Source organism: Fictibacillus sp. BK138, from assembly GCF_004216955.1.
Taxonomy (GTDB): domain Bacteria; phylum Bacillota; class Bacilli; order Bacillales; family Fictibacillaceae; genus Fictibacillus.
In genome coordinates, this window is record NZ_SGXL01000001.1 from 517,746 (window position 1) to 534,503 (window position 16,758).

12 protein-coding genes are annotated in these 16,758 nt (G+C 43.8%); all 12 read left to right on the top strand.

Annotated elements, in window-relative coordinates; translation table 11 throughout:
- The first annotated feature begins 72 nt into the window (after positions 1-72).
- Complete coding sequence (locus EV282_RS02605; protein WP_130293538.1) at positions 73-954, top strand: ROK family protein; 882 nt, start codon at positions 73-75, stop codon at positions 952-954.
- Between the two features lie 283 nt (positions 955-1,237).
- Complete coding sequence (locus EV282_RS02610) at positions 1,238-2,062, top strand: sugar phosphate isomerase/epimerase family protein (RefSeq protein WP_242611810.1); 825 nt, start codon at positions 1,238-1,240, stop codon at positions 2,060-2,062.
- A 6-nt stretch (positions 2,063-2,068) separates the two neighbouring features.
- Positions 2,069-3,118, top strand: coding sequence for a Gfo/Idh/MocA family protein (locus EV282_RS02615; protein WP_130293542.1), 1,050 nt, complete (start codon positions 2,069-2,071; stop codon positions 3,116-3,118).
- A gap of 16 nt (positions 3,119-3,134) precedes the next feature.
- Entirely contained in the window at positions 3,135-3,884 is a 750-nt protein-coding gene (locus EV282_RS02620; RefSeq protein ID WP_130293544.1) for a sugar phosphate isomerase/epimerase family protein, read from the top strand.
- Positions 3,885-3,971: 87 nt separating this feature from the next.
- The gene (locus tag EV282_RS02625; RefSeq protein ID WP_130293546.1) at positions 3,972-5,048 is read left to right on the top strand and encodes a Gfo/Idh/MocA family protein; all 1,077 of its coding nucleotides are present in this window, start codon (positions 3,972-3,974) and stop codon (positions 5,046-5,048) included.
- Positions 5,049-5,337: 289 nt separating this feature from the next.
- Positions 5,338-6,324 carry a hypothetical protein gene (locus tag EV282_RS02630; protein WP_130293548.1) on the top strand — a complete coding sequence of 329 codons (987 nt, stop codon included), beginning with the start codon at positions 5,338-5,340 and terminating at the stop codon, positions 6,322-6,324.
- A gap of 21 nt (positions 6,325-6,345) precedes the next feature.
- Positions 6,346-7,497 carry an ROK family transcriptional regulator gene (locus EV282_RS02635; RefSeq protein ID WP_130293550.1) on the top strand — a complete coding sequence of 384 codons (1,152 nt, stop codon included), beginning with the start codon at positions 6,346-6,348 and terminating at the stop codon, positions 7,495-7,497.
- Between the two features lie 457 nt (positions 7,498-7,954).
- Entirely contained in the window at positions 7,955-8,860 is a 906-nt protein-coding gene (locus EV282_RS02640; RefSeq protein ID WP_130293552.1) for a sugar phosphate isomerase/epimerase family protein, read from the top strand.
- Positions 8,861-9,106: 246 nt separating this feature from the next.
- Positions 9,107-11,491, top strand: coding sequence for a beta-galactosidase (locus EV282_RS02645; protein ID WP_130293554.1), 2,385 nt, complete (start codon positions 9,107-9,109; stop codon positions 11,489-11,491).
- Between the two features lie 25 nt (positions 11,492-11,516).
- Positions 11,517-12,881 (top strand): ABC transporter substrate-binding protein, encoded by a 1,365-nt coding sequence (locus tag EV282_RS02650; protein WP_130293556.1) that lies wholly within the window; start codon positions 11,517-11,519, stop codon positions 12,879-12,881.
- 31 nt (positions 12,882-12,912) lie between these two features.
- Positions 12,913-15,873 carry an extracellular solute-binding protein gene (locus EV282_RS02655; protein WP_130293557.1) on the top strand — a complete coding sequence of 987 codons (2,961 nt, stop codon included), beginning with the start codon at positions 12,913-12,915 and terminating at the stop codon, positions 15,871-15,873.
- Positions 15,854-16,750 (top strand): carbohydrate ABC transporter permease, encoded by an 897-nt coding sequence (locus EV282_RS02660; RefSeq protein WP_130293559.1) that lies wholly within the window; start codon positions 15,854-15,856, stop codon positions 16,748-16,750. Before EV282_RS02655 ends, EV282_RS02660 begins: the two co-directional genes overlap by 20 nt.
- Positions 16,751-16,758 lie beyond the last annotated feature (8 nt).

The following is a 16,758-nucleotide window of genomic DNA, read 5'->3' on the forward strand; positions in this document are numbered from 1 at the left end:
CAACAAGACAGCTCAAGTAAACTCAAATACGAGATTCATGTTAAAATCAAGCTAACGAAAGGAGCGGTCAACATGATTTTAGGTGCAATTGAAGCAGGCGGTACAAAATTCGTATGCGGAATCGGCAACGAAAACGGAGATATCATAGAGAAAATCAGCTTTCCAACGACAACACCGGAAGAAACACTAAAACTCGTAACAGATTATTTCAAGGACAAGCAGATCGAAGCGCTTGGCGTGGGCTCATTTGGACCGATCGATCTGAACCAAGAAAGCTCCACGTACGGATTTATCACGAGTACACCGAAAAAGCACTGGAAAAACGTGAACTTGCTCGGTGAACTCAAAAAACATATCGATGTGCCAATGGCATTAGATACAGATGTAAACGCAGCAGCGCTCGGCGAACGGGAGTGGGGAGCGGCAAAAGGGCTCGACAGCTGCATCTACATGACTGTCGGAACTGGAATCGGAGTTGGAGCTGTAACGGAAGGGAAGCTCATTCACGGAATGCTCCACCCAGAGATGGGGCACATTCTCGTTAAGCGTCATGAAGACGACACGTACAAAGGAAATTGTCCGTTTCATGGTGATTGCTTAGAAGGACTAGCTTCAGGACCGGCTATTGAAAACCGCTGGGGTCAAAAAGGCGTTGTCCTTTCTGCGAATCCTCAGGTCTGGGAACTCGAAGCTTATTATCTTGCACAAGCACTTGTGAACTATATTTTAGTACTCTCACCGAAAAAACTCATACTCGGCGGTGGCGTGATGCAGCAAAAGCAGCTGTTTCCGATCATCATCGAAAACGTAGTGAATCTGTTAAATGGCTATATTCAGCACGAGAATCTATTAGTATGTATTGATGAATATATCGTTCCGCCTGAATTAGATGATAATGCGGGATTGTGCGGGGCTTTGGCATTGGCAAAAAATAAGAACACGAAACTGAGCTGATTCAAAAAAGAATCAGCTTTTTGTTTGGTCCATCACGCAAAAAATAACTCCTAATACCTATGAATCAGTGTTGTTATCCTTTTTCAATCAAACTATAATGATAGATAATTAATTAAATGAATTTAATATTCTGAAAAATGCAGGAGATGCCACGTCATTTTTCGAAACGTTTCACTAATCTTCTGCAAAAGTAATTAACAATGCTGGAAGAATGATAATACCGACCAAGCCAAAGATACCTTCAAAAATCATCTATGACACTATAGAAAGGACGGTTCACGTGATGAGATTAACAGGTTTTGGAGATGAGATTTCTCCCGATCTTACGGAACAATTGGACGTTTTGGAGTCTGAAGGAATCAAGTTTTTAGACTTTAGAAGTGTACGGGGAAAAAGTGTGATCGAGCTAAACGAACATGAGATTACACTCATAAAAGAAGAGCTCGATACACGTGATTTTCGTGTATCATCCATTGCCTCACCTATTGGTAAGATCAACATTCAGGATGATTTTTCACCACAGCTAAACGACTTGGATAAAGTGATTGCTCTTGCGAAAACTTTTGACACCGCTTACATTAGGGTTTTTTCTTATTTTATTCCTCAAGGTCATAATCCATACACCTACAGGGAGGATGTCATCAACAAAACAAAAGCCTTGGTAAGAAAAGCAGAAGCAAATAACGTGATTCTGCTACACGAGAATGAAAAGGGCATTTACGGTGATATTCCAGAACGATGCTTAGATCTGCTCACAGAGGTTGATTCTCCAAACTACCGGGCTATCTTTGACATCGCCAACTTTGTCCAATGCGGAGTTAGGCCGTATGCAAAAGCTTATCCCCTTTTAAAACCATACCTCGAATATATGCATATTAAGGATGCGCGTTTTTCCGATTTTAAAGTGGTACCGCCGGGTTTAGGAGATGGGGAGGTGGAAGAACTGCTGACCCAGCTAAAGGAGGATGGCTATAACGGATTTTTATCCATCGAGCATCATCTAGGTCCAGAAGGTGAATTTGAAGGGTACAGCCATTCAAAACTTTTTCACCAGGCTTCACAAGCATTGAACAGCATCTTATCAAACACTCAAGTAAAAGGAGGATGAAACAAGATGACAAAAGAGTTTCGATTCGGAATCATTGGCTGCGGGGTGATCAGCCGTACACACGCAGACGAGATCCAAAAGATTAAAGGAGCAAAACTAGTCGCGGTAGCTGATGTGGCAGCAGATTGTGCAAAAAATATGGCCGAAGCTTACGGAGTAGATGGGTATTCCGATTATCAGGACCTACTGAAACGTGAAGACATTGATATCGTAAACATTCTGACGCCAAGTGGTTTGAGGGCTGAAATTGCGATTGCAGCTGCACAGCACGGAAAACATATCATCGCTGAAAAACCGATCGATGTAACGTATGAAAAAGCCGTCAACATGATCCAGGCATGCAGGGAAGCGAGGGTTAAGCTAGCCGTGATCTCCCAGCACCGGTTCGATAAGTCCACGGTAGAAGTGAAGGATTTGGTTGAAAAAGGAAAGCTCGGAAAATTAGTGCTTGGAGAATGTGCAGTAAACTGGTATCGGACGCAAGACTATTATGACAGTGGAGCTTGGCGAGGGACGTGGGCCATGGATGGAGGCGGCGCATTAATGAACCAGTCTATCCATACGATCGATCTGCTTCAATACTTGGTCGGTCCTGTTGAAAGTGTTTTTGCCCATACGGCGACACTCGCCCATGAAAGAATCGAAGTGGAAGATGTTGCAGTTGCAACCGTTAAATTTAAACATGGTGCACTCGGAACGATCGTAGGAACAACGAGTGCGTACCCTGGTCTTTCCTCGAGACTTGAGGTCTTTGGGACGTCTGGCTCAGCAGTTATCGAACATGATAAACTCACCCATTTATACTTAAAAACTGCCGAACCGTCCTCTAATCTAGCAGCAAAAAATCTAGATACGCCAGACCCTGCAACGGTATTTGGCTATGCCCATGGCTTGCAGATCGAAGACATGATGAATGCGATCCGTGAAGATAGAGAGCCTTTAGTTAACGGTGAAGAAGGATTGAAGCCGCTCGAGATCATTTTGGCGATCTATGAATCTGCTAGAACCGGAAAAGAAGTTACATTGCCATTTAAAACAGTACAAACAGCTCAATAAAAAGGAGAGTGTAAGAATGATAGAAAAATTTGCCGTACAGCTGTATACCCTTCGTCATGAAGTGGAACAAGATCTCTTTAGTGTTCTTAAAGACCTTAAAAGAATGGGATGGAGAGGTGTTCAAATTTCAGCCCTGCCACCCAAGTATGACCCTGCCGAAGTCGCACACACTTTAAAAGAACTAAATCTAAAAGCGGCTGGAATGCACATCCCGATCCACAGGATGGAAAATGATATGAAGAATGTTTTAAACGAAACGAACCTTTATGAAACAATGGATATCGTTTGTCCTTACTTAGCTGAAGATCTCCGAACAACTGAAGGGTATGAGCATGTTAAACAGATGCTTAACTCAATAGCCGAAACGCATCCACATCTTCGTGTCAGCTACCACAATCATGATTTTGAGTTTCATACGAAGATCAACGGACAATCAGCATTGGAGTACATATTAGATCCTGTAGAACAAAATAAAGTTTTGGCAGAGATCGATGTGTATTGGGTGAAAAAGGCTGGAAGAGATCCACTGCAGTTTATCCAAACGTATCAAAATCGCATGCCCATCATCCATTTAAAAGACATGACGACCGATGAAGAAGAGACATACGCTGCACTCGGTACAGGAAGTATCGACGTTAAGCCGATCATCGAATGGGGAGAAAAATCGGGGATTGAATGGTATGTGGTGGAACAAGATGAATGTCCGGGAGATCCCTTTGATAGTTTACAAATAAGTTACAACTATATTCAGAGGTTGATTGGCTGATAAGCAGGTGGTATTATCAGTATTAAATTAATAAATTTAATGAATTAATTAATTGTGTTTTTTAATCATTCATAGGAGGTGCACAAAATGAGCTTACGAATCGGAATTGTTGGAACCGGAAGAACGATCGGTGTGGCAAGTGATCATCTGCACGGCATCCAAGCGAATCCGGAATGGATTCTCTCAGCAGTTTACGATATCGTCCCGGATAACGCGAAACACTGGATCCAGCAGCACAATCTTGCTTCTTCACTGATCTGTTCCAGCCTTGATGAACTTTTGGACAAAGTAGATGCTGTTGTGATCTGCACCGATAACTTATCTCACGGAACGATCGCAAGAGAAGCGTTCAAAAGGAAGCTGCCTGTTCTATGTGAGAAACCGCTCTCGATCAACTATCACGAATCAAAAAAATTGGCTGAAGAAGCAGCGGCGACGGGTGTCGTCAACTACATGGGCATGCAATATCGGTACCATCCATACGCGCAGCTGATCAAAGAGATCATCTCATCAGGCGAACTTGGAGACATCTTTTCATACCGCCATAAGCTTGGCGGAGGAAGGATTGGAAACCCAAACGTTAGTCTCGAATGGCGGATGAAAAAAGAAACGTCTGGAGCAGGAGCAGTTGCAGACTTCGGCATTCATCAAGTGGATCTTATTCATTTCTTTCTCCATGAAACGTGCGGAGAAATAACAAGCGTACAGGCTGAACTTGCGACATTCATCCAAGCGCGCCAGTCAGAAGGTACGTCAGCAGCCCCTGTTACAAACGATGATCTTGCCGTTGTGATCGCACGCTTAGAAAACGGAGCGATGATCACGCTGAACAACTCAAGGCTTCTGCCGCAAGATGGCGATGGTCTTGAAATCGTGGGGACGAAAGCAGCCCTTTCAATGGATCAGCACGGCCAGCTCTTTTTAAGAAAAAGAAATGCTGACGGTTCGTGGTCAGGCGAACTGGAAGAGCTCGAGATCGAGGAGAGGCACAAGTTCACTGGACTTGCGCGCGGCAAACAATATGAAGAGTTTTATGAGGCGGTAAAAAACAATCAACAACATGATTTATCGTTTGCATATGCAGCTCAAGCGGCAAAAGTAATAGATGCGGCTGTATTATCCAGTCAAGAAGGAAGAAAAGTCTCTGTTTCAGAGATTAAATAAAGAGATTCTTTGCAAAGAATATGTACTTTGAGCGAAAAACAAAGATTTTGAGCGAAACGAAAGGTAGTTTGAGCGTAGCGAGAAGATTCTGAGCGTAACTCGACGTTTTTGAGCGAAACCTCAATGAATCTGAGCGAACGTGTAATAAATATAAGAACACGTACCGTAAAACGGCATCGACCACCGGCAGAAGATTTCTTCCTAGACGTGGTCTCCACCTTTCGCTCCAAGTAACTCTACAACGAAGTGATTTTTTAAAACGATTCAATACTAAAGGAGGATTACAACAATGGAACAAACAAAAACACAGAACACAATCGTGAATCTTGCACCACTCTTCAACCCGGAAGAAGGAAAGACGGTTATCTCACCGCTTGGAAACGAAACAGGATATTGGGCAGGCGCGCCAACTGTTTTATATGATGACAAAGATGAGACGTTTTATTTATATTACCGTCTTCGCAACCCACGCGGACACGGTGAAGATGAGCGTGGCTTTGAAGTCCGAATCGCGAGCAGCAAAGATGGTGAGAACTTTACGGACGTTTGGAGTGTTCATAAACGCGAACTAAACTCTAGTTCTATTGAACGTTCTTCGCTTGTAAAAGTTAGCGATGATCTGTACCGTCTCTACATCAGCTATGTCGATCCAGCTGATAACCGCTGGCGCATCGATGTTGTTGAGGCAGAATCACCATCATCATTTCAGGTTGAAAACCGCAAGAAGGTTTTGACTGCAAGTGACCGTCCTGGAGTCGAAGGGGTAAAAGACCCGTATATCGTGAAACTTGAAAACAAGTACTATATGTATTTCGTTTATGCAAAAGGATTGGATTCGGCTGAATCAGAAGAGATGCACCAAACGGGCGATGTCCATAATACAGGACTGGCTGTCGCGCCAACAGCTCTAGCGATAAGTGAAGACGGGCTCCATTTTGATTGGGTAGATACAGTGATCCCGGTAAGTGATGCAGGATGGGATCAGTATCAATCACGTCTCACCACGATCATTCCAACACAAAACGGATACACGGTCCTTTGGGATGGCAGTGTCGGTGTAGAACAGAATTACGAAGAAAAAATGGCACTTGCTGTTTCCTTCGATCTGCGTACATTTGCCAAACTAAACGTGGATGGTCCAGCCCTCGAAACCGCATCAGGCAAAGCCGTTCGTTACGTGGATGCGATCATACATGAAGATTCCGTATGGTACTATTATGAATATACAAGAGAAGACGGTGCGCATGAACTGCGTCTATGCAAAGTGAAAATCTAGTCAATTAAGGAGTCAGGAAGTATGTCATTCATCGGTCAAAATACGTTGCGAACAAAACAATTAAATCGCTCACTCGTCCTGCAGACAATTCTTAGGCTGGAAAAGCCATCTCGTCAGGAAATTGCGGCTTTTACGAAGCTGACGCCAGCTACGATCACAAACATAATCAGCGAATTGATGGCTGAGAAACTTGTAGCAGAGACAGGCAGTATGGAAAACGGGGAAAAGAGGGCGGGGCGCAAAACGATCGTCCTTGATTTAAATGAAGAGTCCAAGCGTATTGCGGGTGTTCATATCCGCAGTGATCGTGTTGAATTCGGAATCATGACATTAAAGGGGAAAGTGGTGCAGTTTCATCATTTTCCACTTCCTGAAAAAATCGGTCAAAACGATTTTTTAGCTATTGTAATAAAAGAACTCGAGAGCTTTTTGGCGACTTCAAAAGTTCCCGTATCCTGCATCGGAATAGGATCAGTTGGACTTGTTGACTTTGAAAATGGAAGAATCTTAGAAGCGGATCATATGGGGTGGGAGAACGTCGAACTCGTATCGGCTATTTCTGCCCGTTTTCCTATTCCTGTATATTTGGATCACCATATTCGTGGAATGGCACTTGCTGAGAAGCTGTTCGGTTCTTGCAAAAATGAAGCGAATTTTCTTAGTGTGTATGTTGGACAAGGGATCGGTTCCGGCATGTATTTAAGAGACCAATTGTTTCGCAGTGATCTGACAGGAGCAGGCGAGCTGGGACATATGATCTATCAGCCAGACGGTATTCCCTGCTGGTGCGGAAGCCGAGGCTGTTTGGAGCGATACGCCTCTGAAGCCGCTATAATGAAAGAATTTCAGATCGATTCGATCGATGATTTTATAACCGGATGCAAGCAAGATGAAGAGAAGATGCTAACAGGAGCAAAAGACGCTGGAAAACAGATCGGCACTGTCCTTGCTTCCATTATCAACATGCTCCATGTTAATAAGATCATGATAGGAGGAAAGCTTGCTGATCCCCAGCTGCCCGTAATTTCAGAAATCAGAAAAGAAGTCCGCCGACTGTCTTTTCTGGATAAAAAAAGAAAAGTTGAGATTGAAGCTTCATCTATGGGAGAACATGTAGGAGTGATTGGTGCAGCCAGTCTAGCATTGCTCTACGCCATATTCAACAAGAGTTAATAGAAAGTCTTTTTTTCTTAATTTTTGTTACTTATATTTATTTTTAATCTCTTCTTCATTGGAAGGTTAATTGGAGCGGAAGGGCGAGACTCCTGCAGGATCAGTGGGACAGGTGAGACCAATCAATGTCGTAAAGCGACGATTGGGCTCACCGCACACCCTGCGGAAAGCGAGCCCTGCAGCGGAAAATAACTACTTTCAAGGACAACAATGATTCCGAAACAGCCTTACTAAAAATTATTTTAGGATGGATTGTGTTTGCTTCCTTGCAAGTTGATTGGAGTGCAAGGTGCGAGACTCCTGCGGGATCAGCGGGACAGGTGAGACAAATCAATGTCGCAACGCGACGAGTGGGCTCACCGCACGCCCCGCGGAAAGCGAGCATCCTGGAACGGAAATCAACCACTCCCAAAAGCAACAAAGCTTACTAAAACAACCAATAGAAAAAGGTGAGGATATGAAACTTGGTTTTTTAACGAATTCGTTGGTTCATCACGGAATGGACAACATGGAAGATCTAGTGAATTGGTCGGTTGAACAAGAGTTCCAAGCATTAGAAGTAGGACCAAACATTCCTTTTCATTCACTAGAAAAAGTAGTTTCCGAAAGAAAGATTGAAATCGCAGCGTTAACGTATTGCCGAAATTTTTTAAGTGAAGACGAAGAACTTGCAGCTTTACATCAAAAAGAACTTTATAACCGGGTAAGAATGGCCGGTGATTTAGGCATCCCTGTTGTCGTAACCTCTACTGGGATATCAGCTTCAGCGAAAGATGATCATTACGATGGCTATGATGCCATCCGTTCAAAACCTGAGCATAGTTTGGAAAAGGTCGTTTCTTTGTTTCATGACGTGATCGAACTTGCTGAGGAAAAGAACGTGAAGATCGCTTTTGAGAACTGTCCGCTCATGGGGAATATCGCCATATCACCAGTTCTGTGGGGAAAGCTTTTTGAAAGATTGGATTCACCTAACGCAGGACTGGCTTACGATCCTTCTCATCTGATCTGGCAGTTTATCGATCCGTATCTTCCGATTAAAGAATTCGGGCACAAAATTTTTCATGTTCATGCAAAAGATACAGAGATCAATCATGAACAATTAAAGAGGGCCGGAACATTAACAGATTTCAGCTGGTGGAGATACCGATTACCAGGATTGGGAGATCTCAATTGGACAAAATTCATTTCTGAACTGACTGAGATCGGATATACAGGAGTCATGAGCGTAGAACATGAAGATCCAGTTTGGGGAGGAGATTTGGCAAAAACGAAACAAGGGTTGATCATCTCCAAACAATACCTTGAAAAAACTCCAGGTTTCCCTGTTGAACCGAGAATGAGAATTAGAGAAAGAAAGTAAAAAGTAACCCATAAAATTTCAAAATATTTAAAAAGTACTATTGTAAACGGTTTCAAGTTTTATTATAATATCATCATTGAAACGTTTCAATAAATTGTAAAGCCTTAAATTTTTTTGGAGCTCGGTGAAACGTTTCGATAATTCGTTCCTCACTCTTTTTTTACAAGAAAATTGAAACGTTTCAACCACAACCTTAAAGAACCGAAACGTTTACGAATGCCGGACTACCGGGTGAAGAGGTGAAAGATGATTCAGATTAAAAATGAGAAAGTGATCGTGGACGGCAAAGAAGCTCTTTTGTTCGGCGGAGAACTTCACTATTTCCGTGTTCCTGCAAAAGATTGGCGAACCAGAATCCGCCAGGTGAAAGAAGCCGGAGCGAACATGATCAGCACGTATGTACCATGGATCTTTCATGAATATGAAGAAGGTACGATCGACTTAACGGGTGAGACACGTCCTGAACGAGATCTAGCAACATTTCTTCAACTCGTAAAAGAAGAAGGCATGTTTTGTCTTGTTCGTCCAGGTCCTTATGTCATGGCGGAGATTGTGGATCACGGTGTTCCCACATGGTTCATCGATACTTATCCTGAAGCGGTGGCGAAGACGAACGAAGGAAAACAGCATCCGACACGAGTCGTAAGCTACAGCCATCCCGTTTTTCTTGAAAAAGTGGAGATCTGGTATGAAAAAGTTTGTTCAGTCATCAAACCATTCCTTGCAACAAATGGCGGATCGGTCATTCTTTTTCAGCTCGATAACGAAGTGGGCATGTTCCATTGGGTGACGAATCAGCCGGACTTTAACGATTCGACGCTCAAAGAATTTACAGAACATCTAACAAATAAATACACGCAGCAAGAATTTGAACATACATTCCGCGTTCCTTACGCGGATATCAGCAGCTTCGCACAAGTAAAGATTCAGAAACCCGAACCGATCTACTCTCATGCTTTGCGAAACGAATTTGGGTTGTTCCTCCGGGAGCACTACCGAAGATTCATCGAGTACTTAAAGCAATCTGCAGAAGAAAAGGGAATCGACGTACCGTTCGTCGTGAACATCCACGGATTCCATACGATCGACCTTACGAAACGGGGAACGATGTATCCGATCGGGATCTCACAGCTGTTAGAAACGGCGAAGATTGAAAACGTCCTCATGGCTGGAGATTATTATATCGGCAACATTGAGTACGACAACTACACAGATATCGTGCTCGCAAACGCGTTTACAAAAGCGATTCAATGGAACGAACAGCCGCTGTTCTCAGCAGAGTTCCAGGGTGGATGTCTCAGCGATAAACCGAGACTTCAGCCGCCGACGTACGATCTGACAACCAGATTGTGTGTTGCGGACGGAATGAACGGTGTGAACTATTACATGTTCGCCGCCGGAGAAAACTATGAAAATATCGGTTTGCACGGAAAACGCCATGACTGGCAGGCGCCACTAACCGCGGATGGAAAAAAGGCCCCGCACTATAGTGTGATCCAGCATATCGGGAAGATGCTTCACGTATTCGAGCGTCCGCTTCTCGAGACGAAGCCTGAAGTTGATACTCATTTTGGATTTTATCCGGATTACTACATGACCGAGTTTTATGATGAGCATACGAAAAGCATGACCGATCAAATGCACCATGATCGCGATGCCTATTTGTACAACGGGATCGCTAAGTCGCTCAGAGTGAACAACATCATCTATGACGCTGTCAATCTATTGGACTCAGAAGAACTCGATCCTATAAAACTTCCGACACTCTGGATGTTCGCGACAGAGTGGATGGACGAGCACATTCAACAGAAGCTCGTAAACTATCTCCAAAATGGCGGAAAGCTGATCCTGTTCCCGACCATTCCGATAAAAACGATGAAAAACGTACCATGTACGATTTTGAAAGATTATATCGGCGTCACGGTTAAAGGACATAAAAGCCATGGGTTCGCTAAGATCGGTGAGATGGACAATATACCTGTTCAAAGGCAGGAGTTGTACGACATTGAAAGTGGCGCATTTGCGTGGGCAGAGGACGATAACCAGAGCGTGATCGCTTTTGAGAAACCGCTTGGTAAAGGAAAGCTTGTCATGTTTGGCATCGGTATGGATCACAATTTTTACTATCAGAACGATACGATTGTGCATCTTGCAAAAAGAGCAGGGATCGAGAGCAGGTTCCAGCTGGAAGAAGAGCTTGATATCACGGTCCGCACTCATCCGGAAACAGGCAGCTTCATCTTTATTCAAAACTTTGATGAATTCAAAAAGAAGACGGCCATTCATTACAAAGGCGAGCCGCTTTTTGCCGGCAAAGAACTCGTCATTCCGCAAAGAATGGGTCTCATGCTGCCGGTGGACGTACCACTTACAGATGACCTGACTATCACATATGGAACAGGTGAGATCTACAACACCGAGCATGATCAGAACAAGCTTCAGCTAGCGATCAAAATCACTCAGCCTGAAGAAGAGTTCGTTTTCACGTCAAGTAAATGGATTCCGTCTGAAAACGAAAACGTTCTCGTTCACAAACTGACGGAGAACCAGTACAAAGTGGTGATTCGTTCGAGAGACGAATCCGAAAGCATTCTTTTTAATCCTGTGGCAGTAAAGGCTTCAAATCTATAAATCTAGTACATTGGAGGGTTTTTTTATGAAAAAGGTTTTCTCACTAATCGCTATCTTGGCGCTTGTGTTCTCAATGGCTGCCTGCAGCTCAGATGAAAAGGCTAGCACCGATGAGAAAAAAGAAGATGTGACCATTTCTTATGCAAGCTGGTCACTTGGTACAGAAAAAGAACAAAACCTTGAGCGTCTTATGATTAAGGCATTCGAAAAGAAATATCCAAACATTAAGGTAAAGATCGATGAATCAATCAGCACAACAGACTGGAACGGCACATTAGCTGCAGCGGCAAGTGCTGGCAAGATGCCTGATGTTTTTGCTTTACCGCAAATTCCATCTTCTTTATCCAACGATTGGCTGATGGATCTTACGAAAATGACGGAAAAAGACAAAGACTTTGCAAACATTCCAGAAGCAGTTCGTGATTCTGCAACTTACAACGAAAAAGTGTATGCGATTCCATTCGCTCAGCATTTCTTAGGCTATTTAGTAAATAAGGATCTTTTTAACGAAGCAAACCTGGATTATCCAGAGTTCGGTTTTTCGGTTGAAGAATACACAAAAGCGATTAAAGAAGTAACAAACATCTCAAAAGGTGTTGCTGGAACAAACCATGCTTTCTCAGTAGCAGACTGGTATCCGGCTGCTGTTAACCCTGATATGGGCTGGTACACATTGAACGATGGTCAATATTCACTTGATTCAAAAGAGTTTATTGCAGGTGCAAATCTTGCAAAAGAAATCACAACGAACAACTATGCATACGAATCTCTTCCTGATGATCTAAAAGCAAACTTTAAAGGCGAAAATCCTGAGGAAGTTTGGATGAACGGCCAGGTTGCTGTGAAATGGGACGGCACTTGGGGTATTCCGGCACTCATCGAAAAAGGACAGTTTGAATTTGATTATATCGGACTTCCTGGTGGGAGAACGGGCGTAACGAACGACTTTGTTGGTATCTCTAAAACAAGTAAACATGCAGAAGAAGCTTTCCTTTTCTCGAAGTGGATGTCATTTGGTAAAGAAGGTTTCATGAAGCGTATGGAGATTGCTCAAAAAGAAGGAAAAGCTTTAAACACACTTCCTGTTAACGCAGACCCTGAAATCTTAGACGAATACTTTGCGATTAACGAAGTGCCTGGAATCAAGACAGCTTATGACAACTTAGATAATGCGGTAGTAGAGCCGGTTAAAACGGTACCGGGTTATGTGGATGCACGCTGGGAAGCACCAACTGGAGTGAAAGTAGGAGATGAAGCAAATGCAAAAGTAGCTTTAATCATGGATAACGTGATCAAAGGCAACTTAAAGATTGAAGATTATGCGAAGCAGCTTGATCAATTAGCAGACCAAAAGAGCAAAGAAGCACAAGAGGCTTTAAAAGATAAATAAGAAGCCGGAATTTTAAGGGGAGGTTGATAGTATGAGGTTTAAAAGATTTCTTTGGTTAGGTTTAATGCTGTGCTTGATCTTTCCACAACATTTTGTAAATGCTGAAACGAACAGTAATGATAAACCTGCCGAACAAGTCGTGGAGGAAAACTATCATACCGTCCTTGAAAACTGGAAGAAAGAAGGAAAGAAGGACGCTTCAACGTTTGAAGCGTCCGTATCTCCTTCAAACTTTCAAACAGCAGATGAAAAAAACTTGCTGCCGATTGAGAAAAGCAAAGGATACAAAGATCGTGTTTTCTATTGGCATAACCAGGCATCCGTATCTTACGAGGTTGATGTAAAAGAAGCGGGGCTTTATGAACTATCTTTTGATTATTACCCGCTGAGCAACGAGGTTGTTCCAATAGAGGGCGCTATTCAAGTGAACGGCAAATATTCATTTTACGAGAGTAGAAGAATTGTTTTTCCGGCTAACTGGAAGAATGCAAAACAAACCTTCGAGAAAGACCGGTTTGGAAATGACATGATCCCAAAGCAAAAACGGATCGAGGAGTGGAGCCGGATCACCGCAGAAGATGCGAGCCAGCTGCAAGCCGAACCGTTAAAATACGAGCTGCAAAAAGGAAAAAATACGATTACTTTAACGAACTTATCGGGTGAAATGCTTCTAGGGAACGCGTACGTGACATCACCTGGCAAACTGCCAAGCTATAAAGAGTATGTAAAAAAACATGGCAGTAAGAAGCTCGTTGACGATGTACTGATCACACGGGAAGCAGAAAAGAACTACGAAAAGAACAGCTCGTACATACGGCCGTTTGCTGCAAATGATACATCGGCTGTTCCGAGCAGTCCGAAGAAACTTCTCTTAAACACGCTTGGCGGTGAATCTTGGACAAAGTCCGGACAGACCGTTAACTGGAAAGTAAACGCGAAGAAAGATGGCTTTTACAAGCTGACGTTTAAAGTTCTGCAGAACAAAGAAACGACCGGACCTGTTTTTCGAAAACTATTGATCGATGGAGAAGTTCCTTTCTCTGAGGCAGCACTGATCACATTTGATTTTAATAAAAACTGGTCGAATGTAACGCTTGAAGATAAAAACGGGAAGGCCTTTTTATTTTACCTTTCTAAAGGTGAGCATGAGATCGGATTAGAAGCTGACGCTTCGCCCGTTGAGCCCGTCCTTCATACGACGAACAACATCATGAGGGAGATGGAAGAGCTTACGCTTGAGATCAGAAAACTGACTGGAAACCAAACGGATACAGCCCGTGGCTGGAAGATCAGTGAATATATACCGGGTATCGATAAAAAGCTTGCCGGCTGGGCGGATGAGCTTGAAAGAGAACTGAAATACTTACGCACATTGGACAATTCTGATGAAGATTCAAAAGACATGGTCTCATTAAAAATGGCCGTACAAAAGCTTAGAAGTTTAAGCGATGAACCAGACGAGATCCCGAGCAGGCTGACGGAACTTTCAGAAGGTTCATCATCAGCCGCACAGCTGTTGGGGAACATGCTCGTTACGCTTCCGAAACAGCCGTTAACGGTCGACCGTTTCTACGTACACGGTGATCAAAAGGAAGTGCCTGATGCAGAAGCAGGCTTTTGGGAAAAACTATTCGATTCCATCCAGCGATTCTTCTTATCGTTCTTCTCGGAGAACTATTCTGCGAGTGAAGCAGAAGAGGATACGTTAGAAGTATGGGTGAACAGGCCGCGTCAATACGTGGAGCTATTGCAAAACTTATCGGATCAGAACTTTACACCGGAGACTGGAATCAAAGTTAAATTCTCGATCATGCCGGAAGAGCAGAAGCTTATTTTAGCGAATGCTTCCAACAAGCAGCCGGATATCGCGCTCGGCATCAGTTCTTGGTTGCCATATGAGTTGTCTATCCGTGGTGCAGCAGTTGATCTTCATCAGTTTGACGATTTTGAGGCGTTCAGCAAACAGTTCTCACCAGGCGCATTTTTACCGCTTATGATCGGTGATTCTGTCTATGCGATGCCAGAAACACAAGACTTCTTCGTTCAATTTTATAGAAAAGATATTATGCAGGCGCTAGGTTTGCCGGTTCCGGATACCTGGGATGACGTGAAGGGCATCTTGCCAGAACTTCAGCGTTACGGGATGAACTATTATACTCACATCGCAGGTGCTACTGGTTTCAAACCGTTTCAGGCAACGGCTCCTTTCGTTTATCAGTTCGATGGTGATCTGTACGGAAAAAATGGCATGAAAACGGCGATCGGATCTGAAGAATCTTTAAAAGGAATCCAATTCATGGCGGAATTGAACACAATCTACAGCTTACCGCTGCAAGTGCCAAACTTTTATAACCATTTCCGTTACTCAACGCTTCCGATTGGGACGGCAAACTTTACTACGTACACTCAGCTGACAGCTGCTGCTCCTGAAATCGCAGGATGGTGGGATATCTCTCCACATCCAGGTGTGAAAAAGGAAGATGGAACAGTCGAACGATGGGCAACCGGTTCTGGACAGTCTGCGATGATCTTTAAAGGAACAAAGAGCAAGGAAGATTCGTGGGAGCTCTTAAAATGGTGGCTGTCTACGGATACACAGACCGAGTTCGCGACAAATCTGCAGATGCTGTACGGACCAGAATATATGTGGAACACGTCCAACCTTGAAGCCTTTAAGAACCTTCCTTGGCCGGAAGAGCATAAGAAAACGATCCTTAAACAATGGGAGTATCTATACGAAGTTCCGAAGAATCCAGGTTCCTATATGATCGAGCGTGAGCTTTCTAACATCTGGAACCGCATTGTATTCGACGGGGTGAACCCAAGGTCGGCAGTCGATGATTCCGTCGTTGCGATCGACCGGGAGATCAAAAGAAAAATGGAAGAGTTCGGGTATGTAAAGGACGGCAAGATGGTCAAGCCGTATCCGATTCCTACGATCGAACAAGTGAAAAGTTGGGCAGGGGATGAGAATGAAAACAAAAACAACTAAACGAGACCACTCACATTGGATGTTCCTTGCACCGTACATCGTCCTGTTTACAACATTTATCATCATACCCGTTGGGGCGGCTATCCTATTGTCATTCACGTATTTTAACGCGATCGAGACCCCAACATTTATCGGGTTGAGCAACTACGTTGGTCTGATCACGCAAGATGAAGTGTTCATGCAGAAAGTCTTGCCGAACACGTTAACGTTTGCCCTTATCGTTGGACCAGGCGGGTATGTCTTATCGTTCATTCTCGCCTGGGCACTCGCTCAAGTACCGAAACGAATGAGGACGATCCTGGCGCTCGTCATCTACTCACCTTCGATGACAGCAGGTGTTGCGATGGCGGTTGTTTGGACGATCATCTTCAGCGGAGATGAAACCGGTTATTTGAACAGCTTGCTTCTTACGATGGGTGTTTTGCTGGAGCCGATCCAGTGGCTGCAGTCCCCTGAATATTTAATGAAGATTATGATCTTCGTAACACTCTGGGGCAGTATGGGAGTAGGATTCCTTGCCATGCTATCTGGCGTTCTCAATATTAACACAGAGATTTATGAAGCAGGTTATATCGATGGGATCAACAATCGTTTTCAGGAGATCATCTACATTACGATTCCTTCCATGAAGCCGCAGATGCTGTTCGGCGCTGTTATGGCAGTGGTCGGAACATTTCAGGCTGGGGCGATCGGTGTTGCCTTGTCGGGAGCGAACCCGACACCGCAATATGCCGGTCAGCTGATGGTGAACCACTTGGAGGACTATGGGTTTATCCGCTACGAAATGGGATATGCCGCTGCGATCTCCGTTGTTCTTCTCATTGTTGTATATGCGTTCTCAAAAGTAGCCTGGAGGCTGTTTGGAGAAAAGGACTAGACGTTAGG

Excerpts from the sequence above, each read along its gene's own strand:
- EV282_RS02605 (WP_130293538.1), top strand. The coding sequence starts at position 73 with ATGATTTTAGGTGCAATTGAAGCAGGCGGTACAAAATTCGTATGCGGA.
- EV282_RS02610 (WP_242611810.1), top strand. The coding sequence starts at position 1,238 with ATGAGATTAACAGGTTTTGGAGATGAGATTTCTCCCGATCTTACGGAA.
- EV282_RS02615 (WP_130293542.1), top strand. The coding sequence starts at position 2,069 with ATGACAAAAGAGTTTCGATTCGGAATCATTGGCTGCGGGGTGATCAGC.
- EV282_RS02620 (WP_130293544.1), top strand. The coding sequence starts at position 3,135 with ATGATAGAAAAATTTGCCGTACAGCTGTATACCCTTCGTCATGAAGTG.
- EV282_RS02625 (WP_130293546.1), top strand. The coding sequence starts at position 3,972 with ATGAGCTTACGAATCGGAATTGTTGGAACCGGAAGAACGATCGGTGTG.
- EV282_RS02630 (WP_130293548.1), top strand. The coding sequence starts at position 5,338 with ATGGAACAAACAAAAACACAGAACACAATCGTGAATCTTGCACCACTC.
- EV282_RS02635 (WP_130293550.1), top strand. The coding sequence starts at position 6,346 with ATGTCATTCATCGGTCAAAATACGTTGCGAACAAAACAATTAAATCGC.
- EV282_RS02640 (WP_130293552.1), top strand. The coding sequence starts at position 7,955 with ATGAAACTTGGTTTTTTAACGAATTCGTTGGTTCATCACGGAATGGAC.
- EV282_RS02645 (WP_130293554.1), top strand. The coding sequence starts at position 9,107 with ATGATTCAGATTAAAAATGAGAAAGTGATCGTGGACGGCAAAGAAGCT.
- EV282_RS02650 (WP_130293556.1), top strand. The coding sequence starts at position 11,517 with ATGAAAAAGGTTTTCTCACTAATCGCTATCTTGGCGCTTGTGTTCTCA.
- EV282_RS02655 (WP_130293557.1), top strand. The coding sequence starts at position 12,913 with ATGAGGTTTAAAAGATTTCTTTGGTTAGGTTTAATGCTGTGCTTGATC.
- EV282_RS02660 (WP_130293559.1), top strand. The coding sequence starts at position 15,854 with ATGAAAACAAAAACAACTAAACGAGACCACTCACATTGGATGTTCCTT.